The following is a 20,958-nucleotide window of genomic DNA, read 5'->3' on the forward strand; positions in this document are numbered from 1 at the left end:
TGAACGCACTGTGCCCGGTGCCCTGCCGACAGGTTCGGCGGGGCACCGGGCACAGTGCACGTCAGCGCGAGGGAGCGGCTGCTCCTCGGCCGGCTGTTTCTGGGCCGGCCATTGTTCGGCCGGTCATTCCTCGACCGTCAGCCCCTTCCGGAGCCGGACCAGTGTCCGGGACAACAGCCGCGACACATGCATCTGCGAGATGCCGAGTTCGTCGCCGATCTCCGACTGGGTCATGCCCGCGACGAACCTCAGGGAGAGGATCTTCCGGTCCCGGGGCGGCAGTTCGGCGATGAGCGGCTTCAACGACTCGACGTACTCGATGCCTTCGATGCCGTGGTCCTCGTAGCCGATCCGGTCGGCCAGCGCGCCCTCGGCGTCGTCCTCCTCGGGCTGGGCGTCCAGCGACGAGGCGGTGTACGCGTTCGACGCGGCCATGCCCTCGACGACCTCGTCGTTGGTCAGCCCGAGCCGCTCGGCCAGTTCCGCCACCGTCGGGGCGCGGTCCAGCTTCTGGGCCAGCTCGTCACCGGCCTTGGCCAGGTCGAGCCGGAGCTCCTGGAGCCGGCGCGGTACCCGCACCGACCACGAGGTGTCGCGGAAGAAGCGCTTGATCTCGCCGACGATGGTCGGCATCGCGAAGGTGGGGAACTCCACGCCACGGCTGAGCTCGAAGCGGTCGATCGCCTTGATCAGGCCGATGGTGCCGACCTGGATGATGTCCTCCATCGGCTCGCTGCGCGAGCGGAAGCGGGAGGCGGCGAACTTGACCAGGGCGAGGTTGAGTTCGACGAGGGTGTTGCGGACGTACGAGTATTCGTGGGTCCCTTCCTCCAGCGACTCCAGCCGCTCGAAGAGGGTCTTGGACAGGGCCCGCGCGTCCACCGGCCCCACCTCGTCGTACGGCGGGATGTCCGGAAGCCCGGCGAGTACGTCGTCCTGTCCGAACTCCTGACCGAGGTCCGGTTCGGGGTGTACGTCGCTGCTCTGCGCGATGGGATCCAGATGTTCCGGTCGGGGTGCCGACGTCGCGTTCTGGGTATGCGAGGCGTCGAGCCGGGGTGACATGATGTCCTCCATCGTTCTCGGCATATGGCTGCCGAAGCCTGTGCGTGCACTGCGGTGTGCGGCGCCTCCAAAGCCGGCCGAGTCGGTTACGTGTCTCTACTAGCCCTACCCGGTTTCCCGAGTCCACCGCAAGTGCTCTCTGTTCCGAAATGTCCGTTTCTGGGTGGATGTTCGGGTGTTGGAGGGCGTAGGGAGGGCGTAGTGTTCGAGAGCGTGAGTCAGCAGCCACGACGTCGGGAGTGAGACACGGCATGGACCGCGGGACGGTCGGCAGCGCACAGTCTGGCCGACTTCTGGTCGAGGTGCGGGAAGAGGGCTCCAGTGCCGTCGTGACCCCGGCGGGTGAGTTGGATCACCACACCGCCGATTTGTTGCGTGAGCCACTCGACGACTGCCTGGACAAGGGCTTCAGCCGACTGGTCGTCGACTGCTCGCGGCTTGAGTTCTGTGACTCCACGGGGCTGAACGTGCTGCTCGGGGCGCGCCTGAAGGCGGAGGCCGCCGGTGGCGGGGTGCATCTCGCGGGCATGCTGCCCGCCGTTGCGCGTGTGTTCGAGATCACGGGGGCTTCCGCGGTCTTCACGGTCCACGACTCGCTCGACGATGCCCTGGCCGACGGCTCCGGTTGACCCCTCGCGTCCGGCACTGCATCGGACGTCACATCATTTGTGCCGAATACGGGGGTGTTCCCTCGGTCCGGTCGGGCAGGAGACACCCTGAACCTGTCGGCTGTGAGGTCCGCCACCGAGGGGGTGGGGGACTGTGACCGACGTATCAGGCAAGGACTTGTGTGCGGGCGTACTGACTCTGCGTACTTACTTCTGAATCGTGTTGAACGTTGAACTGGTGAATCGGTGAATCGGTGAGGTGAAGCGCTGATGAGCACCACCCGGCCCTTCTCGCCGGGCGACCGCGGCCCTGAGCCCAGCGGCGCTTCCGGGGCGTCCGAGGGGACCGAGTCGTCCGTCGAGCCGTCGGCGGGGCCTCGGGTCCGTCGGCTCGACTTCGCTGGCCAGAGCGGGGTCGTCCCGCTCGCCCGCGACTTCGCCCGGCAGGCGCTGTACGCGTGGGGCTGGCTGCCCGCGGCCACCGCCGACCAGCGGGCCGCGGCCGAGGATGTGCTGCTCGTCGTCTCCGAGCTGGTCACCAACGCCTGTCTGCATGCCGAGGGGCCGGACGAGATGCTGATCGCCTGGGACAACAAGGTGATCCGGATCGAGGTCTCCGACAAGGGCACCGGCCAGCCCGCACCCCGCACCCCGCATCGCGCGGGCCGCCCCGGCGGTCACGGCATGTTCATCGTGCAGCGGCTGTGTCTGGACTGGGGTGTCGTCAGGGCGCCGGGTATCGCGGGCAAGACCGTGTGGGCTGAGCTGGGCGCCCCGGCGTAGGGGCGCGCACGCCGGTACGGAAGATTCGTTTCCGCTTCCGCCGGGGATCCCCGGTGTAGGCGCCGCCTCGGGTTACCCGGGGTCACCCCCCGGGGGTCGCTCTCCACTCGAACCCCCTCTCTTGCGCGCCGGATCGACACAACTCCGGCGTGCACCGTGTCTTCCTTCCTCAAGTCCCCGGGCGTACCTTGACGGCCCGATCTGATGTGCCGTCAGGAATGAGGGGACCGTGTCGAAGCAGAAGCGAACCGCCGCGCTCGCGACCGCCGCGGCCCTGGCCGGCTCGGCGGTGTTGATGGCCGCCCCCGCGGCCCGGGCCGAAGTCGTCGACGTCAACTACGCCTGCAAGACGCCCATCGGCGACAAGAGCGCCGTCTCGCCGATCGACATCAAGGGCGTCAAGAGCGGCAGCGGCTACAAGGTCACCATGTCGTGGCAGAAGGGCGTCTCCTCCAGCCCGGTCGAGCTGGGCAAGGGCGCGATGAACCCGAGCGCCACCATCAAGCTGGGCGGTGCCGACAGCGGCATCGTGAACGTGACCGGCCCGGCCAACCAGGAGGCGATTCCCGCCAACACCCCCATCAAGATCAGTGACTTGACGGGCACCTACACCCCGAAGAAGACCGGCAAGGTCACCTTCACGGCGGGCACCCTCACCATCAAGGCCCTCGGTACGACCACCACCTGCACACCGACCAACAACCCCGGACCGTCACTGAGCCTCGACGTGACGGCGGCGGGCGGCGGCGGGGCCGACAGCGGACCCCAGAGCGGTTCCGGCTCCGGCTCCGAACTCCCGCAGACCGGCCCCGAGGACTCGGCGATCGCCCTGGGCACGCTTGGCGGCACGGTCCTGCTGGCGGGCGCGGCGGGCACGCTGTGGCTGACCCGGAGGAGGCGGACGGTACGCCGCTGAACTCCTCTGTATGCCCGCCCGTCGCCCGACCACCGCCCCTCAGCGAGGCGCTTCGCGCCGCACCTCCTTGACGGGAGCCGCCGATGTCGTCAGCCGCCCGTGTCCTGTGTCTGCCTCTGCTGCTTCCGCTCCTGCTGGCGGCCGCCCCCACTGCGGCCGCCACCGAGACCTGGTCCGTCACGCCCTCCGGCGGCGGGCGCCCGTCCTTCTACACCGAGGGCGAGCCCGGCACGGTCCAGCGGGACACGGTGTCCGTGACGAACCGCGGCGCCGGGCCGGTCACCGTGCGGCTGACCGGCACCGGCGTGCCGATCGCCTTCGCCGCGAGCCGGGTGCGGATCCCGGCCCGCACCCGTGCCGAGGTGCCCTTCACGGTGACCGTCCCGACGGGCACGTCCCCCGGCGACCGTTCCGCCGAGATCGTCGCCCGCGACACCGGGGGCCGCGCCAGGACCGTCCCCCTCCGGCTTCGCGTCACCGGCCCGCAGCTGTCCGCGCTGACCGTCGAGCACGTCGCGATACGCGCCGACGGCATCACGTACGAGCTGGTCAACAGGGGTACGACCCCCCTCACCCCGAGCCTTGCGGTCCGCGCCGACGGCGTCCTCGGCCGTCTCCTCGACCGCACCCCACGCACCCTCCCCGTCGGCCTGCCCCCGGGCAGCCGCACCAGGCTCACCGAGCCGTGGCCCGACCGCCCCGCGCTCGACGTGGTCGACGTCCGGCTGACGGTGACGGCGGCGGGCGGCGCGAGCGACACGGCGGAGGCGTCGGCACGGTTCGTGCCGTGGGGCGCGGTGGCCGGGGTCGCGGGGTGCGTGGCGGCGGTGGGGGCCTTCTTCGCCGTACGACATCGAAGGCGCCGTAGGCCGTACGACGGCGGTGGTGAAGCGGTCGAAGAGCAACAGCTCCACACGGAAGCCGAGTTGACGGGAGCGGGGACGTGAGCGGCAGGGTACGGATCCCGGCGTGGCCGGCGCTGGTGGCGGTACTGGCGCTGCTGTTGCTGCCGATGGCGGCCGTGGGAGCGTCGGCGGCCGACGGTCAGCCGGCCGTGAAGCTGTCCAAGTCGCAGGCGGGGACGGGCGGGTCGATCACCGTGACCGGCAGCGGCTGGCGGGCGCGCGCACTGCTGATGATCCTGATCTGCGGCCAGTCGGTGCCGTCCTCCGGCGTGACCGGTGGCACCAACTCCTGTGCCAACGCCGACGGCAGGGCCGTGACGACGGACGCCGAGGGGCGGTTCAGCCGGAAGCTGCCGGTGGCCGAGCCGCCGGTGCCGTGCCCGTGCGTGGTGCATGTCGCGACGGTGACCGGGGCGAAGGGCGAGGCCGACGCGATCTTCCAGGTGGCCGGACACGCCGTCGAGCCGCTGCCCGCCGAGCCGGCCGGCGGGCGGCTGTCGGTCCTCACGGACACCCGGCTGGACGGCGCCGGCGGCCTGCTGACCTGGTTCGGCGCACCGCCGTCCCGGACGCTGGTGTTCACGGTCGGCAACGTCGGTACGTCACCCGTCAGGAACCCGGTCTTCCAAGTCGGCACCTCCCACGGCGTGTTCGCCCCGCAGTGGGAGGAACAGCAGTGGCGCGGCACCATCCAGCCCGGTAAGAAGGCGCGGATCGAACTGCCGGTGGAACTCGCCGCCGGGGCGCACGGCGGCTACACCGTCTCCCTGAAGTACGGCGGCAAGGTGATGGCCGAACAGCCCTGGGGCGTGGGCCGGCCCTGGGGCGTGACGCTGTTCTGGGTCCTGGTCTGCCTGGTCGTACCGGCGGCGCTGTTCCGCGTCGGGATGGCGGTGGTGGACCGGGTACGGCCCCGCAAGGCCGCCCGGCGCCGCGGCCTCCGGCTGCCCGAACTGGCCCTGCGCATCCCGGGGTTGAAGCCCCGGGAGGAGGCGAGGCACGCCCTCCCCTCCCCTCCCTCGACCCTGCCGTGGTTCACCCCGGACAACGACCCGGGCACGGCCGGTCGGCTCTCCGCACCGCACGACGACAGCCCGACGAGTCCCACGACTCCGACCAGGAAGGGATCCACGTGAGCATGCGAAGGAGAGTCACACCGGCCGGGCCCCGGAGCCCCGGCGGCCCCCGCAGAGCGAGCGCCGCGGGGGCCGCCCTGATGCTCGGCGGCGCGGCCGTCCTGCTCGGCGTGGCGGCCGCGCCCGCGCAGGCGGCCGAGGTGGCGTACGCGACCGAGTGCGTCCCGCCCGCGATCTCCGGGCTGCCGCCGGTCCAGGGCACGACGAAGGTGGAGATCACCGCGCCCGCGGAGGCGAAGGTCGGCGACGAGGTGGAGATCGTCTGGAAGTTCGTCCAGGCGGCGTCCAAGAACCCCAATATCCTCGACCTCGGCCAGGACACGGTCCAGCCGACGGGGACGTTGAAGGCGGCCGGCGCGCAGACGGCCGACATCGCCATGGAGGGGCCGCGGCAGAACCCGCCGATCCCCAAGAACAGCGAGATGAAGCTGTCCGACATGAAGGGCAAGCTGAAGCTGACGGCACCGGGCGAGGTGTCCCTGACGCCCGGCGCGTACAACATCAACGTCAACAAGCCGATCTCCACGGACACCAAGTGCACGCCGAAGGAGGCCGTGCAGAAGGCGGCCACGATCAAGGTGACGGACGGGGGCGGTGGCCCGGGCGGGACGACGGGCGGGCTGCCCACGGTGGTCCCGACGCTGCCGACGGGTGTGCCGACCGATCTGCCCACGGGACTGCCGACGGGAACGTCGAGCCCTTCGAGCCCGGCGCCGAGTGAGAGCGAGCCGGGCGGCGGGGACACCGGCGGTACGGGCACCGGCGGCGGGGACGGCGGCCAGACCGACTTCACGGGCAAGGAGGTCCAGGTCCCGTACAAGTGCAAGACGCCCATCGGGGACAAGGAGGCGACCTCGCCGGTCCAGATCAACGCCAAGAAGGACGGTGGGAGCTTCGACCTGACGGTCCAGTTCAAGAAGTCGGTGATGGACAGCCCCGCCGACATCCCCAAGGACTCCGTCAAGCCGTCGATGGAGGTCGCCCTGGGCGGCGCCGACAAGGGCACGGTCCATGTCGAGGGCCCGACCAACTCCGAGGCCATCAAGGCGGGTGACCCGATCGAGATCCCCGACCTCACGGGCACGTACAAGCCGGGCGCGAGCGGTGAGTCGACCCTCTCCCCGGGTGTCCTGACCATCGAGGCGCTGGGTACGACGACGACCTGCACACCGGCGAAGACGGAGGTCTCGTTGACGCTGGACACGTCCGAGCAGGCGAGCGGGGCGTCCGGCGGCGGGTCGGCCGGCGGTTCTGCGGGAGGTTCCGCCGGCGGCTCGGCCACGGACGGGGGCCTGGCGGCGACGGGTGCGGAGGACCACGGCACCTTGAAGGCGCTGGGGCTGGTGGCCGGCACGGCCCTGCTGCTGGGCGGCGCGGTGTTCACGTTCATGCCCGGACGCAGGGTGCGCTAGCGGACTCCGGGGCGCCGGGAAACACGGAGGCCGTCACACCCACCCGGGTGCGACGGCCTCCGTCGGCTCAGGACGGACGTCTAGTGGACGTCACCCATGAGGGACTTGACCTTCTTGCGGTACATCCACACCGCGAGACCGGCGATGACGGCCAGGACGGCCTCGACGGCGACGAAGTTCTTCTGGTCGAGGTTGACGCCGCCGACGGCCGGGTTGGACAGCAGCGCCGTGATGGAGTCACCCGCGGTGACCGCGAGGAACCAGACACCCATCATCTGGGAGGCGTACTTCGTCGGCGCCATCTTCGAGGTGACCGACAGGCCCACCGGAGACAGCGTCAGCTCACCCAGCGTCTGGACGAAGTAGATCGCCACGATCCACATCGCCGCGGCCTTCTCGCCGCCCTCGGCGATCGACAGCGGGATGAGGAACACGAAGAAGGACGCACCGATCAGAAGGAGACCGGAGGCGAACTTCACGACCGTGCTCGGCTCCTTGCCGCGCCGGTTCAGCCACACCCACAGCCAGGCGAAGACCGGCGCGATGGCCATGATCAGGACCGGGTTGACCGACTGGTACCAGGAGACCGGGAACTCCCAGCCGAAGACCGAGTTGTTCGCCGAGGCGTCGGCGAAGATCGACAGGGTCGTGGCGCCCTGGTCGTAGATCATCCAGAAGACGGCCGCCGCGATGAAGAAGTAGATGTACGCCGACATCCGCGACTGCTCGACGGAGCTCAGCTCCTTGTCCCGCTTGATACGGCCGATGACCCAGATCGGCACGATCAGACCGATGACCGTGAGCGGGATCATGGCCCAGTTCTGCGTGAAGTGGCCGGAGAGGCCGACGACGGAGTAGAAGACCACGGGGGCGGCCAGCCACAGCAGGCCCTTGCGCAGGGTGCTGCGCTTCTCGTCGGCGTCCATCGGGGTCGGGACGATGTCGCTGCGCTCGCTCAGGTGGCGGGTGCCGAGCAGGAACTGGGCCAGACCCAGCGCCATGCCGAGCGCGGCCAGCGCGAAGCCGAGGTGCCAGTTGACCTTCTCGCCGACGGTGCCGATGATCAGCGGCGCGGCGAAGGCACCGGTGTTGATACCGATGTAGAAGACGGTGAAGGCACCGTCGCGGCGCGCGTCGTTCGGGCCGTCGTAGAGGTGGCCGACCATCGTGGAGATGTTGGCCTTCAGCAGACCCGAGCCGATCGCCACGAGGGCGAGGCCCACGTAGAACACGCCTGCCGACGGCAGGGCCAGGGTCAGATGGCCGAGCATGATGACCAGGCCGGCCACGGCCACCGTCTTGCGGGGGCCGAGGAAGCGGTCCGCGACCCAGCCGCCGGGCAGTGCCAGCAGGTAGACGAGCGACACGTACACCGAGGCGATGGTGATCGCCGTCGGACCGCTGAGGTTCAGGCCGTTGTCGGCCACCAGATACAGCGGGAGCAGGGCCTTCATGCCGTAGTAGGAGAAACGCTCCCACATCTCGGTCATGAAGAGAGTGGCCAGGCCGCGGGGGTGGCCGAAGAAGGTCTTCTCGGAGCCGGGGGTGCCCGGGCGGGCCGAGTCCTTCGTCAGGCTGGACGCCATGGTGATCCTTGTTGGTCGGGACGCGTATGCGTGAGCGGTGACGCGCCCGGTGGGGGGCTGGCCGATACCGGCGGGACCCGCCCGCCCTACCACCCCACGCCCACGGGGAGTTCCGCTCCGGGTCACGAAGCGGCGGACGGCGGTCACCGGGATCCACGCCCCCGTCCTTGAGGGCCCGGCCACAGGTCATTCCAGGCACAAAAGAGACCTTCAGCGTCAAATGCTGCCGAAGGTCCCGCAGTGCTACAGGCGTAGATTCACCATACGTCAGGAAAGGGCCGGATATGGAAGGACTTGAGACCGGGATCACAGGTGTCCAGGGAACCGCGGCTGACCTTTCCAAGGTCCTTTCCAGGATCGCACCTTCTACGCATAGGTCTGCACCACGCGGTCGAAAGTAAGGCACGGGTCGGCGGCGAGTAAGAATCAAGGAGTCCGATCACACTCCAGCTCTTGTCATGGGCGGACTACCATCAGCTCATGACCCGTGTACTGCTCGCCGAGGACGACGCGTCCATTTCGGAGCCGCTGGCCCGCGCACTGCGCCGGGAAGGGTACGAGGTCGAGGTGCGGGAGGACGGACCCACCGCACTCGACGCCGGACTGCAGGGCGGGATCGACCTGGTCGTGCTGGACCTCGGTCTCCCCGGCATGGACGGCCTGGAGGTGGCCCGCCGACTGCGTGCCGACGGCCACACCGTGCCGGTCCTCATCCTGACCGCGCGCGCCGACGAGGTGGACACCGTCGTCGGTCTGGACGCGGGCGCGGACGACTACGTCACCAAGCCGTTCCGGCTCGCCGAGCTGCTCGCCCGGGTGCGGGCGCTGCTCCGGCGCGGGGCGGCGGAGCCGCAGCAGCCGCCCGCCACGCACGGGGTGCGGATCGACGTCGAGTCGCACCGGGCGTGGATGGGGGACGAGGAACTCCAGCTCACCGCAAAGGAGTTCGACCTGCTGCGGGTGCTGGTGCGGGACGCCGGGCGGGTGGTCACCCGGGATCAGCTGATGCGGGAGGTCTGGGACACGACGTGGTGGTCGTCGACCAAGACGCTCGACATGCATATCTCGTGGCTGCGGAAGAAGCTGGGCGATGACGCGGCGAACCCTCGGTACATCGCCACGGTGCGGGGTGTGGGTTTCCGGTTCGAGAAGAGCTGAGCAGCGCCTCATCGCCGTTCGGGCCGTGCCGCTCCGCGCGACTGCGGGCCGTCGTGGGCTGGTCGCGCCCACGCGGCGGAGCCGCGGATCGATACAGCCTCGCGCCCCTTTTGGGGCGTTGCCCTGCTGGGCGTCGTGAAGTTCTCGCTCGAAGGATCACACCGTGCGTCGCCGCCTCATCCAATCGACCCTCGCTGTCGTGCTCGTCGTGATCGCCGTGTTCGGTGTGTCGCTCGTCATCGTCGAGACGCGGACGATCACCAACACCGCGCAGGAGCGGGTGGACACCGAGGCGGTCCGGCTGGTCAGCATCGTGGACAGCCGGCTGCTCGGGGAGGAGACCGTCGACGCGTCCGTGCTGCGGGACCAGATCCAGGGGGACCGGTACGCCGAGATCCGGATCCCGGGCAAGTCGGTGATCGAGGTGGGCACCAAGCCCACCGGTGAGGTCATCAGCGCCCGTGAGACGGGCGAGGAGGGCGAGACGGTCACCGTGCAGGAGCCGCGGTCGTCGGTGACGCGGGAGGTCGGCCGTACGTTGCTGATCATCGGGGCGGTGGCGCTGCTCGCGGTGATCGCGGCGGTCCTGCTCGCGGTCCGTCAGGCGAACCGGCTGGCCTCGCCGCTGACCGACCTCGCGGAGACCGCGGAACGACTGGGCTCGGGCGACCCGCGTCCCCGGCACAAGCGCTACGGCGTCCCGGAGCTGGACCGGGTGGCGGACGTACTGGACTCCTCGGCCGACCGCATCGGCCGCATGCTGACGGCGGAACGCCGCCTTGCCGCGGACGCCTCGCACCAGCTCCGCACTCCCCTCACGGCGCTCTCGATGCGCCTGGAGGAGATCACCCTCACCGACGATCCCGACACGGTGAAGGAGGAGGCGACCATCGCCCTGACGCAGGTGGAGCGCCTGACGGACGTGGTGGAACGCCTGCTGACCAACTCCCGCGACCCCCGCAACGGCTCCGCCGTCACCTTCGACCTCGACGAGGTCATCCAGCAGCAGCTGGCGGAGTGGCGCCCGGCGTACCGCAGCGCGGGCAGGGCGATCGTCAGCTCGGGCAAGCGGCACCTGCAGGCGGTGGGAACGCCGGGCGCGGTGGCCCAGGTGCTGGCGGCCCTGATCGAGAACTCCCTCATGCACGGCGGCGGCACCGTGGCGCTGCGTACCCGCGTCACCGGCAACCAGGCGGTCATCGAGGTCACCGACGAGGGCCCCGGCATCCCGGCCGACCTCGGCGCCCGTATCTTCGAGCGCGCCATCAGCGGCCGCAACTCCACGGGCATCGGCCTCGCGGTGGCCCGGGACCTGGCCGAGGCCGACGGCGGCCGCCTGGAAATGCTCCAGACGAACCCCCCGGTCATCGCCCTGTTCCTGTCCCGCACACCCCCGGCGAAGAAGCCGACGGAGGATTCGGGGCCGACGGTCAGGTAAGAGGCAGCATGCAGCACCGGGCTCCGCTTCTTTTCTTTCAGCCCGTCCGGCGTTCGAGAACAGGACGGCCGTCTCTCGACGCCTGTCCATTCCTTCAGCCCGTCCGGCGTTTGAGGACAAGGCCCTTCAGGGGCCGGAGCGGGGGTCTGGGGGCGGCAGCCCTCAGAAGGGCCGGGGTCGAAGGGGCAGCGCCCCTGGAGGATGGGACGGGTAGGGGCGGTGGGGGCGAGGAAAGCCCCGGTCAGCCCACCCGCTGCCGAACCCGAGGCTTGGCAGGCGCGGCCGTTCGCACGTCCAGGAACGATTCCGCACCGTCCGCAACACCGGCAACCGCCGGCTCTTCGGAAGGCAGCGCGCGGAACACCCACGTCCGGTACGACCAGAACCGGAACAGCGTCGCGATCCCGATGCCGAGGAACTTGAAGACGTTGCTCTGGAGTGGGCTGTCCCACCCGAAGCCGTACGTCGCCGCGTACAGCACGCCGTTCTCGATCACCAGGCCGACCACGCTGAACAGCAGGAACAGGCCCAGTTCCTTCGTACGGCGGCTCTTGTCACGATCGCGGTACGTGAAGTAGCGGTACCCGATGTAGTTGGTCAGGGTCGCGACCGCCGTCGCGATCACGCTCGACCGCACGACCTGGAGGTCGGTCACATGCCGCACCAGGTTGAACACGAGGAAGTTGACCAGAACCCCGGCCCCGCCCACCGCCCCGAACTTGGCGACCTCCCGTACCAGCCGGTCGAGTCGCTGTCGAAGAGCGCTGCGAGACACCGGAGGCGCCGCATGAAGCCCCGAGGAACCACGTCCCATGGTCGTGAAGGCTCCTGTCGGTCGATGTGTCGGTCGATGTGTCGTTCTGTTTCGTCAACCCAGCCATGCTAACCACCCCCCTCGGCGATTGCCTGTGCGCGAGCTCATAGGTCGGGGAAGAGGCCGGGAAAAGTCCGGTAAGAGGGTCGCGTCGGCCCGGCCGATACCCTAGGGGCGTGACGTTCCCGGTAGTCGGCATGGTCGGCGGGGGCCAGCTCGCGCGTATGACGCACGAGTCAGGCATCCCGCTGGGCATCAGGTTCAAGCTCCTCAGTGACACCCCTCAGGATTCCGCGGCGCAGGTCGTCAGCGATGTCGTCATCGGCGACTATCGCGACCTCGACACGCTGCGCGACTTCGCGAGGGGCTGCGATGTGATCACCTTCGATCACGAACATGTACCCACAGAGCACCTCAGGGCCCTGGAGGCGGACGGCATCCCCGTGCGCCCGGGCCCGGACGCGCTGGTGCACGCCCAGGACAAGGGCGTGATGCGCGCGAAGCTCGACGCGATCGGCGTGCCCTGCCCACGGCACCGCATCGTGACCGACCCGGAGGACGTGGTCGCCTTCGCGGAGGAGGGCGACGGCTTCCCGGTCGTCCTCAAGACGGTCCGCGGCGGCTACGACGGCAAGGGCGTCTGGGTCGTGGACTCCGCGGAGGAGGCCGCCGACCCGTTCCGCGCCGGCGTCCCGGTCCTCGCCGAGGAGAAGGTCGACTACGTACGGGAACTCGCGGCGAACGTCGTCCGCTCCCCGCACGGTCAGGCAGTGGCGTACCCGGTCGTGGAGTCGCAGCAGGTCAACGGCGTCTGCGACACGGTCGTCGCGCCCGCCCCCGACCTGGACGGAGCCCTCGCCCTCAAGGCCGAGGAGATGGCCCTGACCATCGCCAAGGAACTCGGCGTCGTGGGCCACCTCGCCGTGGAGCTGTTCGAGACCCGCGACGGGCGCATCCTCGTCAACGAGCTCGCGATGCGCCCCCACAACTCGGGCCACTGGACCCAGGACGGCGCCATCACCTCGCAGTTCGCCAACCACGTCCGGGCCGTCCTGGACCTCCCCCTCGGCGACCCGCGCCCGCGCGCCAGGTGGACGGTCATGGTCAACGTCCTCGGCGGCGACTACCCGGACATGTACTCCGCGTACCTGCACTGCATGGCCCGCGACCCCCAGCTCAAGATCCACATGTACGGCAAGGACGTGAAGCCCGGCCGCAAGGTCGGTCACGTCAACACCTACGGCGACGACCTGGACGACGTGCTGGAGCGCGCCCGTCACGCTGCCGGCTACCTGAGAGGCACGATCACCGAATGAGTACGTCTGCCGGCCCCGTCGTGGGCATCGTGATGGGCTCGGACTCCGACTGGCCCGTCATGGAGGCCGCCGCCCAGGCCCTCGACGAGTTCGAGATCGACTACGAGGTCGACGTCGTCTCCGCGCACCGTATGCCGCGCGAGATGGTCACGTACGGCGAGCAGGCGGCCGAGCGCGGACTGAAGGTGATCATCGCGGGGGCGGGCGGTGCCGCCCACCTCCCGGGCATGCTCGCCTCCGTCACCCCCCTCCCGGTCATCGGCGTGCCCGTCCCGCTGAAGTACCTCGACGGCATGGACTCCCTGCTGTCGATCGTCCAGATGCCGGCCGGCGTCCCGGTCGCCACGGTCTCGGTCGCCGGTGCGCGCAACGCGGGCCTGCTCGCCGCCCGCATCCTGGCCACCCAGGACGACGAACTCCTCGGCCGTATGCGCGAGTTCCAGCAGGACCTGAACGACCAGGCCACCGAGAAGGGCAAGCGGCTGCGGGCCAAGGTCGAGGGCGCGGGCGGCTTCGGCTTCGGCGCGGGGAAGTGACGGCGATGACCTCCGCCGCGTTGGCGGCGGCCCGGGAACTCCTGCGCGAGTTCCCGGTCGTCGACGGCCACAACGACCTCCCGTGGGCCCTGCGCGAACAGGTCCGCTACGACCTCGACGCCCGTGACATCGCCGGTCACCAGGGCGCCCATCTGCACACCGACATCCCCCGCCTGCGCGAGGGCGGCGTGGGCGCGCAGTTCTGGTCGGTGTACGTCCGCTCCGACTACGCCGGCGACAGGGCGGTCAGCGCGACCCTCGAACAGATCGACTGCGTACGGCAGTTGCTGGCGCGCTATCCGCAGGACCTGCGCCCGGCGCTGACGGCGGCGGACATGGAGGCCGCCCGCGCCGAGGGCCGTATCGCATCGCTGATGGGCGCGGAGGGCGGCCACTCGATCGCCGACTCACTGGCCACCCTGCGCGCGCTGTACGCGCTCGGCGTCCGCTACATGACCCTCACCCACAACGACAACATCGCGTGGGCGGACTCGGCGACGGACGACCCCGGGGTGGGCGGCCTGTCGGCCTTCGGCCGCGAGGTCGTGCGGGAGATGAACCGCGAGGGCATGCTGGTCGACCTCTCGCACGTGGCGCCGTCGACGATGCGCGACGCGCTCGACACCTCCACCGCGCCGGTGATCTTCTCCCACTCGTCCTCCCGCGCGGTCTGCGACCACCCGCGCAACATCCCGGACGACGTCCTGGAACGCCTCCCCGGCAACGGCGGCATCGCGATGGTGACCTTCGTGCCGAAGTTCGTCCTCCAGGCGGCGGTCGACTGGACGGTCGCGGCCGACGACAACATGCGCGCCCACGGCTTCCACCACCTCGACACCACCGCCGAGGCGATGAAGGTGCACCGCGCCTTCGAGGAGACCAACCCGCGCCCGATCGCCACGGTCTCCACGGTCGCCGACCACCTGGACCACATGCGCGAGGTCGTCGGCGTCGACCACCTCGGCATCGGCGGCGACTACGACGGCACCGCCTTCACCCCCGAAGGCCTGAACGACGTCTCCGGCTACCCCAACCTCATCGCCGAACTCCTGGACCGCGGCTGGTCCAAGCCCGACCTGGCCAAGCTGACCTGGCAGAACGCGGTACGAGTGCTCGGCGCGGCAGAGGACGTCGCCCGCGACCTCCGGACGACGCGGGGCCCGTCCAACGCGACCATCGAGGCACTGGACGGCTGATCACCGAGGGCGGGGGCGACCGGTGCGGCCGGTCCCTCCGCCCCCAGCCCGCACGGGCAGCCGCATCATCAGCAGGCGCACAGGCAGAACGGATGCCCCGCAGGATCCGCGTAGACCCGGAAACTCCGCGAGCGGTCCTCGGCGTCCAGCGGCTTCGCCCCCAGCGCCAGCACCCCCGCCTCGGCCGCGTCCAGGTCCGTCACGGTCAGGTCCAGATGGAACTGCTGCGAGTGATCGGGCGCGGGCCATTTCGGCGGTACGAAGCCGGTGGCGGCCTGGAACGCCAGCGACCGCCCGCCCGGCAGCTTCAGGTCCACCCAGTCCCCCTCGCCCTCGACGCTGCCGCCGAGCACACCGGCGTAGAAGTCGGCGAGTGCGCGGGGCTCGGGACAGTCCAGGACGACGACGCCCAGTTCGGCGATGGCCATGACTTCCTCCTTGAAGGATTGTTACCTGTGTCTTGCCTTTACAGGTAACGCAGTTACCTCATGCTCCCGCATAGGAGGTAACGTCGCAAGGGAGTAAACGCCGGCCGAGGGAGAGATAGCGTGCAGCCATGAGTGAGAGATCGCCCGCGCCCGGAGGACTGGAGCTGATCCAGTCCCTGGTCAACACGCTGGACATCGAGTCGGGCGCCGACTCGCTGGACACGGCGGAGGGGCGGGCGCACTTCGGGCTGGCCGAGGAGGATCTGCCGCGGGCGCGGGAGCTGCGGGAGTCCCTGAGGGTGGCCCTGCTCGCCCACGCCGGGCATCCGCCGCACCGCGCGGTGACGCCGCTGGGGGAGCTGCTGACGGCGAGCCCGCTGGTGGTCGCGGTCGACCCCGCCGACGGCTCGGCGACCCTGGCCCCGGCCGCCCTCGCGTCGGCGGGGGAGGGACCGCTGCTCTCCCGGGTGGCGGCGGCCATCGCCCACGCCCTGGTCGAGGGCACCTGGCATCGGCTCAAGGCCTGCGAGGCGGCCGACTGCCACTGGGCGTACTACGACCGCAGCCCGGCGGGGCGCGGTCGCTGGTGCTCGATGCAGGTGTGCGGGGCGCGGGCGAAGATGCGGCGCTACCGCGCGAAGTGAGCCACAGCGAAGCCCGGCAAGGCGACGTGAGCGAAGCCGGGCGGCGCGACGTGAGCGAAGCCGGGCAGCACCAAGTGAGCCATTCCGAAAGGTTGTTGAAGATTCATTCGGCGTGTTGCGGCGGTGTGCGGCAGAATGCGAAGGGCGCCGTTTCGGCCGACTGAGCCTCGGCCGAAACGGCGTCGCCTGTCTCTCAGGCCGTCGGCCGCCCCATCGCCCGATAGCTCCACCCGGCCTTGCGCCACACCTCCGGGTCGAGGGCGTTGCGCCCGTCCAGGATCACCCGGGCCGCCGTGACCTCGCCGAGCGCCGCCGCGTCCAGCTCGCGGAACTCCCGCCACTCGGTCAGATGCAGGACGACGTCGGCGCCCCGCACCGCGTCCAGCGCGCTGTCGGCGTAGCCGAGGGTCGGGAACAGCCGGCGGGCGTTGTCCATGCCCTTGGGGTCGTACACCGTGACCTGGCCGCCCTGGAGATGGATCTGCCCGGCGACGTTCAGCGCGGGCGAGTCCCGTACGTCGTCCGAGTCGGGCTTGAAGGTGGCGCCGAGCACCGCGACCCGCTTGCCCAGGAAGGGCCCGCCGCCCAGCGCCTCCCGGGCGAGCTCGACCATCTGACCGCGCTGGCGCATGTTGATCGAGTCGATCTCGCGCAGGAAGGTCAGCGCCTGGTCGGCGCCCAGCTCGCCGGCGCGGGCCATGAAGGCGCGGATGTCCTTGGGCAGACAGCCGCCGCCGAAGCCGATGCCGGCCCGCAGGAACTTCTTGCCGATCCGGTCGTCGTGCCCGATGGCCTCCGCGAGCTTGGCGACATCGCCGCCGGCGGCCTCGCAGACCTCGGCCATCGCGTTGATGAAGGAGATCTTGGTGGCGAGGAAGGAGTTGGCGGACGTCTTCACCAGCTCGGCGGTGGGGAAGTCGGTGACGACGAAGGGGGAGCCCCCGGCGACCGGCGTCGCGTACACCTCGCGCAGCAGCTTCTCGGCCCGCTCGCTGCCCACGCCGACCACGATCCGGTCCGGGTGCAGCGTGTCGTCCACGGCGAAGCCCTCGCGCAGGAACTCCGGGTTCCAGGCCAGCTCGGCGCCCTCGCCGGCCGGCGCGTGCTCGGCGAGGTAGGCGGCGAGGCGGTCGGCGGAGCCGACGGGGACGGTGGACTTGCCGACGACGAGGGCGGCGTCCTTCAGATGCGGGGCCAGCGAGGCGAAGGCGGCGTCGACGTACGACATGTCGCAGGCGTACTCGCCGTGCCGCTGCGGGGTGTTCACGCACACGAAGTGCACATCGCCGAACTCTCCGACCTCGGCGTAGTCGGTGGTGAACCGGAGCCGCCCGCTGGAACCCTCGATCCCCGCCACGTGCTTGCGGAGCAGATCCTCCAGCCCCGGCTCGTACATGGGGACCTCGCCCCGCCGCAGCATCTCGATCTTCTCTTCGACGACATCGAGCCCGAGCACCTCGAACCCGAGCTCGGCCATGGCCGCGGCGTGTGTGGCGCCGAGATAGCCGGTGCCGATCACGGTGATCTTGAGGGCCATGGGTACTCCAGAAAGCGGGACGGTGGCATGCGGGCCCGAGCATAGTCGGAGGGTCTGACGGGCAACTTCCCCGCTGTCGCCAAGCTCACGTATCACTCCCGTGGGCCGACCTCTAAAATTTGAGTTACTTAACGGTAATTAGCGCCAGCAGCACCCTTGCTATCAGCGTCCTTGGAGCGTGAGAGACCTTGGCCGGATCGGCTGACTTCGACCTGTACCGCCCGTCCGAGGAGCACGACATGCTCCGTGACGCCATCCGCTCCCTGGCCGAGGCGAAGATCGCGCCGCACGCCGCCGCGGTGGACGAGGAAGCCCGTTTCCCGCAGGAGGCGCTGGAAGCGCTGGTCGCCAATGACCTGCACGCCGTGCACGTACCGGAGTCCTACGGCGGTGCGGGCGCGGACGCGCTGGCGACGGTGATCGTGATCGAGGAGGTCGCGCGGGTCTGCGCGTCGTCCTCCCTCATCCCCGCGGTGAACAAGCTGGGCTCGCTGCCGGTGATCCTCTCCGGCTCCGAGGACCTGAAGAAGAAGTACATGACCCCGCTCGCCAAGGGCGAGGGCATGTTCTCGTACTGCCTCTCCGAGCCCGACGCCGGCTCCGACGCGGCCGGTATGAAGACGAAGGCGGTCCGCGACGGCGACCACTACGTGCTGAACGGCGTGAAGCGCTGGATCACCAATGCCGGCGTCTCCGACTACTACACGGTGATGGCCGTCACCGACCCCGCCAAGCGCTCCAAGGGCATCTCGGCCTTCGTGGTCGAGAAGTCCGACGAGGGCGTCTCCTTCGGCGCCCCGGAGAAGAAGCTCGGCATCAAGGGCTCGCCGACCCGCGAGGTCTACCTCGACAACGTCCGTATCCCGGCCGACCGCATGATCGGCGAGGAGGGCACGGGCTTCGCGACGGCGATGCAGACGCTGGACCACACCCGCATCACCATCGCCGCGCAGGCGCTGGGCATCGCGCAGGGCGCCCTCGACTACGCCAAGGGCTATGTCCAGGAGCGCAAGCAGTTCGGCAAGCCGATCGCCGACTTCCAGGGCATCCAGTTCATGCTCGCCGACATGGCCATGAAGATCTCGGCCGCCCGCGCCCTGACCTACCAGGCCGCCGCCGCCTCCGAGCGCGGCGACGCCGACCTCACCTACCTGGGCGCCGCCGCCAAGTGCTTCGCCTCGGACGTGGCGATGGAGGTCACCACGGACGCGGTCCAGCTGCTCGGCGGTTACGGCTACACCCGCGACTACCCGGTCGAGCGCATGATGCGCGACGCCAAGATCACGCAGATCTACGAGGGCACCAACCAGGTCCAGCGGATCGTGATGGCGCGGAACCTGCCGTAGCGGGACAGGCAGCCCGCCGCAGACGCACACAGCCCCCGGCGCCATGCCGGGGGCTGTTGCCGTTCCGGGAGCAGAACTCCTGCGGCCCCTGCGCCAGTTGCCCGAAGCCGTCTCCGGTTCAGTGGGGTCGGGTGTTCGTGTAACAGAGCCACGGCGGCGCCGTCAGTCCTCGTACCCCTCGGCCGCCCGCTTCTCCCGCAGTTCCTTGATGGCGCGTCGCCGGGCCAGCCGGTGTGTCCGGCGGATCTGGGCCTCCTGGTTGCGCCGCCTGTCCCGCTCGGTCTCCGGCATCACCTGCGGCACCCGGCGCGGCTTGCCGTCCGCGTCCACCGCCGCGAACACCAGGTACGCCGAGCCGACCTGGGTCGCCGGCGCCGATTCGTTCCAGCGCTCGGCCAGGACGCGTACGCCGACCTCCATCGAGGTCCGGCCGGTCCAGTTGACCTGGGCTTTCACATGGACGAGGTCGCCGACGCGGACCGGTTCCAGGAAAACCATCTCGTCCATGGACGCGGTGACGGCGGGGCCACCGCTGTGCCGGCCGGCCACCGCGCCCGCGGCATCGTCGACGAGTTTCATGATCACGCCGCCGTGCACCGTGCCCAGAAGGTTGGTGTCGTTGTGGGTCATGATGTGGCTGAGGGTGGTGCGGGACGCGGACGTCGGCTTGCCCGGGATCTCCGGAGTGCCTGATTCCGCTGCGGTGACCTGGTCTGTCATGGCGTCCACCTTATGCCGACCCGACAACCGCGGACTTTGTGTTGGCTTCGCAACAGCCGTGACCCTATTTTCCCCCGAACCTTGTAAGACCCCTGGGCGCGCCCTGCACACTGGGGCGCATGAATGACTGGCCCCAGGCATGGTCCGACGACAACCGCGGCAACCGTTACGGACGCGGCAGCGCGAGTGCACAGCCCGAAGGCGCGCGCGTGATGCGGCAGGTCCGCCGTGGTCCGACGGCGCCGCCCGGCCAGGGCTACGGCGGGGTACCGCCGCAGCCGTCGTATGTGAACGGTCAGGGCCACGGTGGCTACGACGACGACGCCTACGACGACGGCTACAACACCGGCCAGGTCTACGGCGGCGGCTCGGGCGGCTCCGGCGGCCGGGGGATGCGTGAGCCGCGGCCCGCGCCGAACTGGCGGCGCCGGATAAAGGTGACCTCGATCACCGTGGTGACGCTGCTGCTCGTGACGACCGTCGCCACCTACTTCTGGGCCGACTCCAAGCTCAACCGCGAGGTCGACCTGTCCAAGGTCATCGAGCGGCCGGAGGCGGGCGAGGGCACGAACTACCTGATCGTCGGCTCCGACAGTCGTGAGGGCATGACGGCCGACCAGAAGAAGGAGCTGCACACCGGGTCCGCCGAGGGCAAGCGCACGGACTCGATGATGATCCTGCACGTCGGCGGCAACGGCGACACCCTGGTGTCCCTGCCGCGCGACTCGAACGTCACGATCCCGTCGTTCAAGGGCTCGGACTCCGGGAAGTTCTACGAGGGCACCGGCCGGCAGGTGAAGCTGAACGCGGCGTACGCGGAGGACGGTCCCGAACTGCTGGTCCGTACCGTCGAGGCCAACACCGGTCTGCACATCGACCACTACGTCGAGATCGGCTTCGCGGGCTTCGCGAACATCGTGGACTCGGTCGGCGGCGTCGAGATCGACATCCCGCGGGACATCAAGGACTCCAAGTCCGGCGCCGACTTCAAGAAGGGCAAGCAGACCCTGAACGGCGAGGAGTCGCTCGCCTTCGTCCGTACCCGGTACGCGCTGCCCGGCTCGGACCTGGACCGTACGAAGAACCAGCAGAAGTTCCTCTCCGCGCTGGCCAACCAGGTGGCGACGCCGAGCACGGTCCTCAACCCGTTCAAGCTGTACCCGACCATGGGCGCCGGCCTGGACTCCCTGATCGTCGACAAGGACATGGGCCTGTGGGACCTGGCGTCCATGTTCTGGGCGATGAAGGGCGTCAGCAGCGGCGAGGGCAAGTCCATGAACATGCCGCTCTCGGGCAACTCGCCGAACGGCAACCTCCAGTGGGACAGGGCGAAGGTGAAGCAGCTGGTGGAGCAGCTGAAGAACGACGAGGCCGTGACCGTCTCCGGCAACTGAGCGGCTCGCACCGCGCGAAC

At 69.9% G+C, this 20,958-nt stretch carries 20 protein-coding genes; 14 read left to right on the forward strand and 6 right to left on the reverse strand.

Annotation, left to right across the window (positions count from 1 at the left end):
• Nucleotides 1–123: 123 nt before the first annotated feature.
• Complete coding sequence (locus POF73_RS13500; RefSeq protein ID WP_272114938.1) at nt 124–1,077, reverse strand: RNA polymerase sigma factor SigF; 954 nt, start codon at nt 1,075–1,077, stop codon at nt 124–126.
• 239 nt (nt 1,078–1,316) lie between these two features.
• Here POF73_RS13500 and POF73_RS13505 point away from each other — a divergent pair, with 239 nt between their 5' ends.
• The 6 genes from POF73_RS13505 to POF73_RS13530 all read left to right on the forward strand — a co-directional run bounded on the left by POF73_RS13505 (nt 1,317) and on the right by POF73_RS13530 (nt 6,825).
• Nucleotides 1,317–1,694 (forward strand): STAS domain-containing protein, encoded by a 378-nt coding sequence (locus POF73_RS13505; protein WP_272114939.1) that lies wholly within the window; start codon nt 1,317–1,319, stop codon nt 1,692–1,694.
• 249 nt (nt 1,695–1,943) lie between these two features.
• Nucleotides 1,944–2,456: an ATP-binding protein gene (locus tag POF73_RS13510; RefSeq protein ID WP_272114941.1), complete on the forward strand. Its 513-nt coding sequence runs from the start codon at nt 1,944–1,946 to the stop codon at nt 2,454–2,456.
• Between the two features lie 229 nt (nt 2,457–2,685).
• Nucleotides 2,686–3,372: an LPXTG cell wall anchor domain-containing protein gene (locus tag POF73_RS13515; RefSeq protein ID WP_272114942.1), complete on the forward strand. Its 687-nt coding sequence runs from the start codon at nt 2,686–2,688 to the stop codon at nt 3,370–3,372.
• Nucleotides 3,373–3,455: 83 nt separating this feature from the next.
• Nucleotides 3,456–4,319 (forward strand): hypothetical protein, encoded by an 864-nt coding sequence (locus POF73_RS13520; RefSeq protein WP_272114943.1) that lies wholly within the window; start codon nt 3,456–3,458, stop codon nt 4,317–4,319.
• A complete protein-coding gene (locus tag POF73_RS13525; RefSeq protein ID WP_272114944.1) occupies nt 4,316–5,413 on the forward strand; it encodes a hypothetical protein in 1,098 nt (365 codons plus the stop codon). Before POF73_RS13520 ends, POF73_RS13525 begins: the two co-directional genes overlap by 4 nt.
• Nucleotides 5,414–5,493: 80 nt before the next feature.
• Nucleotides 5,494–6,825, forward strand: a complete 1,332-nt coding sequence (locus tag POF73_RS13530) for a hypothetical protein (protein ID WP_272115033.1) — start codon at nt 5,494–5,496, stop codon at nt 6,823–6,825.
• Nucleotides 6,826–6,905: 80 nt separating this feature from the next.
• Here POF73_RS13530 and POF73_RS13535 read toward each other — a convergent pair whose 3' ends face one another.
• Entirely contained in the window at nt 6,906–8,411 is a 1,506-nt protein-coding gene (locus POF73_RS13535) for a peptide MFS transporter (RefSeq protein ID WP_272114945.1), read from the reverse strand.
• 480 nt (nt 8,412–8,891) lie between these two features.
• On the opposite strand from POF73_RS13535, the gene POF73_RS13540 reads away from it, so the two are divergent.
• Nucleotides 8,892–9,569, forward strand: coding sequence for a response regulator transcription factor (locus tag POF73_RS13540; protein ID WP_272114946.1), 678 nt, complete (start codon nt 8,892–8,894; stop codon nt 9,567–9,569).
• Between the two features lie 163 nt (nt 9,570–9,732).
• Complete coding sequence (locus POF73_RS13545) at nt 9,733–11,007, forward strand: ATP-binding protein (protein ID WP_272114947.1); 1,275 nt, start codon at nt 9,733–9,735, stop codon at nt 11,005–11,007.
• A gap of 241 nt (nt 11,008–11,248) precedes the next feature.
• Here the strand turns inward: POF73_RS13545 and POF73_RS13550 are convergent, their stop codons facing one another.
• Nucleotides 11,249–11,821 carry a GtrA family protein gene (locus POF73_RS13550; RefSeq protein WP_272114948.1) on the reverse strand — a complete coding sequence of 191 codons (573 nt, stop codon included), beginning with the start codon at nt 11,819–11,821 and terminating at the stop codon, nt 11,249–11,251.
• 176 nt (nt 11,822–11,997) lie between these two features.
• On the opposite strand from POF73_RS13550, the gene POF73_RS13555 reads away from it, so the two are divergent.
• From POF73_RS13555 to POF73_RS13565, 3 genes are read left to right on the forward strand one after another with little or no spacing between them, the layout of a single operon-like run.
• Nucleotides 11,998–13,137 carry a 5-(carboxyamino)imidazole ribonucleotide synthase gene (locus POF73_RS13555; RefSeq protein ID WP_272114949.1) on the forward strand — a complete coding sequence of 380 codons (1,140 nt, stop codon included), beginning with the start codon at nt 11,998–12,000 and terminating at the stop codon, nt 13,135–13,137.
• Entirely contained in the window at nt 13,134–13,673 is a 540-nt protein-coding gene (purE, locus tag POF73_RS13560; protein ID WP_272114951.1) for a 5-(carboxyamino)imidazole ribonucleotide mutase, read from the forward strand. The genes POF73_RS13555 and purE overlap by 4 nt, the downstream gene beginning before the upstream one ends.
• Nucleotides 13,674–13,678: 5 nt before the next feature.
• Nucleotides 13,679–14,869, forward strand: coding sequence for a dipeptidase (locus POF73_RS13565; protein WP_272114952.1), 1,191 nt, complete (start codon nt 13,679–13,681; stop codon nt 14,867–14,869).
• Between the two features lie 68 nt (nt 14,870–14,937).
• On the opposite strand, the gene POF73_RS13570 is transcribed toward POF73_RS13565, so the two are convergent.
• The gene (locus POF73_RS13570) at nt 14,938–15,297 is read right to left on the reverse strand and encodes a VOC family protein (protein ID WP_272114953.1); all 360 of its coding nucleotides are present in this window, start codon (nt 15,295–15,297) and stop codon (nt 14,938–14,940) included.
• Between the two features lie 128 nt (nt 15,298–15,425).
• Between POF73_RS13570 and POF73_RS13575 the strand changes: the two genes are divergently transcribed.
• On the forward strand, nt 15,426–15,941 hold the full coding sequence (locus POF73_RS13575; RefSeq protein WP_272114954.1) for a CGNR zinc finger domain-containing protein: 516 nt from the start codon (nt 15,426–15,428) through the stop codon (nt 15,939–15,941).
• 193 nt (nt 15,942–16,134) lie between these two features.
• On the opposite strand, the gene POF73_RS13580 is transcribed toward POF73_RS13575, so the two are convergent.
• Nucleotides 16,135–17,478, reverse strand: coding sequence for a UDP-glucose dehydrogenase family protein (locus POF73_RS13580; protein WP_272114955.1), 1,344 nt, complete (start codon nt 17,476–17,478; stop codon nt 16,135–16,137).
• Nucleotides 17,479–17,666: 188 nt separating this feature from the next.
• Here POF73_RS13580 and POF73_RS13585 point away from each other — a divergent pair, with 188 nt between their 5' ends.
• Entirely contained in the window at nt 17,667–18,824 is a 1,158-nt protein-coding gene (locus POF73_RS13585) for an acyl-CoA dehydrogenase (protein WP_272114956.1), read from the forward strand.
• Nucleotides 18,825–18,986: 162 nt separating this feature from the next.
• Here POF73_RS13585 and POF73_RS13590 read toward each other — a convergent pair whose 3' ends face one another.
• On the reverse strand, nt 18,987–19,544 hold the full coding sequence (locus POF73_RS13590) for an acyl-CoA thioesterase (protein WP_272114957.1): 558 nt from the start codon (nt 19,542–19,544) through the stop codon (nt 18,987–18,989).
• 119 nt (nt 19,545–19,663) lie between these two features.
• Between POF73_RS13590 and POF73_RS13595 the strand changes: the two genes are divergently transcribed.
• The gene (locus tag POF73_RS13595) at nt 19,664–20,938 is read left to right on the forward strand and encodes an LCP family protein (RefSeq protein ID WP_272114958.1); all 1,275 of its coding nucleotides are present in this window, start codon (nt 19,664–19,666) and stop codon (nt 20,936–20,938) included.
• Nucleotides 20,939–20,958 lie beyond the last annotated feature (20 nt).

This window comes from Streptomyces sp. HD (assembly GCF_028369295.1).
Taxonomy (GTDB): Bacteria; Actinomycetota; Actinomycetes; order Streptomycetales; family Streptomycetaceae; genus Streptomyces.

Coding starts and splice junctions, on each gene's coding strand:
- POF73_RS13500 (WP_272114938.1), bottom strand. CDS start 1,077: ATGGAGGACATCATGTCACCCCGGCTCGACGCCTCGCATACCCAGAAC.
- POF73_RS13505 (WP_272114939.1), top strand. CDS start 1,317: ATGGACCGCGGGACGGTCGGCAGCGCACAGTCTGGCCGACTTCTGGTC.
- POF73_RS13510 (WP_272114941.1), top strand. CDS start 1,944: ATGAGCACCACCCGGCCCTTCTCGCCGGGCGACCGCGGCCCTGAGCCC.
- POF73_RS13520 (WP_272114943.1), top strand. CDS start 3,456: ATGTCGTCAGCCGCCCGTGTCCTGTGTCTGCCTCTGCTGCTTCCGCTC.
- POF73_RS13530 (WP_272115033.1), top strand. CDS start 5,494: ATGCTCGGCGGCGCGGCCGTCCTGCTCGGCGTGGCGGCCGCGCCCGCG.
- POF73_RS13535 (WP_272114945.1), bottom strand. CDS start 8,411: ATGGCGTCCAGCCTGACGAAGGACTCGGCCCGCCCGGGCACCCCCGGC.
- POF73_RS13540 (WP_272114946.1), top strand. CDS start 8,892: ATGACCCGTGTACTGCTCGCCGAGGACGACGCGTCCATTTCGGAGCCG.
- POF73_RS13550 (WP_272114948.1), bottom strand. CDS start 11,821: ATGGGACGTGGTTCCTCGGGGCTTCATGCGGCGCCTCCGGTGTCTCGC.
- purE (WP_272114951.1), top strand. CDS start 13,134: ATGAGTACGTCTGCCGGCCCCGTCGTGGGCATCGTGATGGGCTCGGAC.
- POF73_RS13565 (WP_272114952.1), top strand. CDS start 13,679: ATGACCTCCGCCGCGTTGGCGGCGGCCCGGGAACTCCTGCGCGAGTTC.
- POF73_RS13570 (WP_272114953.1), bottom strand. CDS start 15,297: ATGGCCATCGCCGAACTGGGCGTCGTCGTCCTGGACTGTCCCGAGCCC.
- POF73_RS13575 (WP_272114954.1), top strand. CDS start 15,426: ATGAGTGAGAGATCGCCCGCGCCCGGAGGACTGGAGCTGATCCAGTCC.
- POF73_RS13580 (WP_272114955.1), bottom strand. CDS start 17,478: ATGGCCCTCAAGATCACCGTGATCGGCACCGGCTATCTCGGCGCCACA.
- POF73_RS13590 (WP_272114957.1), bottom strand. CDS start 19,544: ATGACAGACCAGGTCACCGCAGCGGAATCAGGCACTCCGGAGATCCCG.
- POF73_RS13595 (WP_272114958.1), top strand. CDS start 19,664: ATGAATGACTGGCCCCAGGCATGGTCCGACGACAACCGCGGCAACCGT.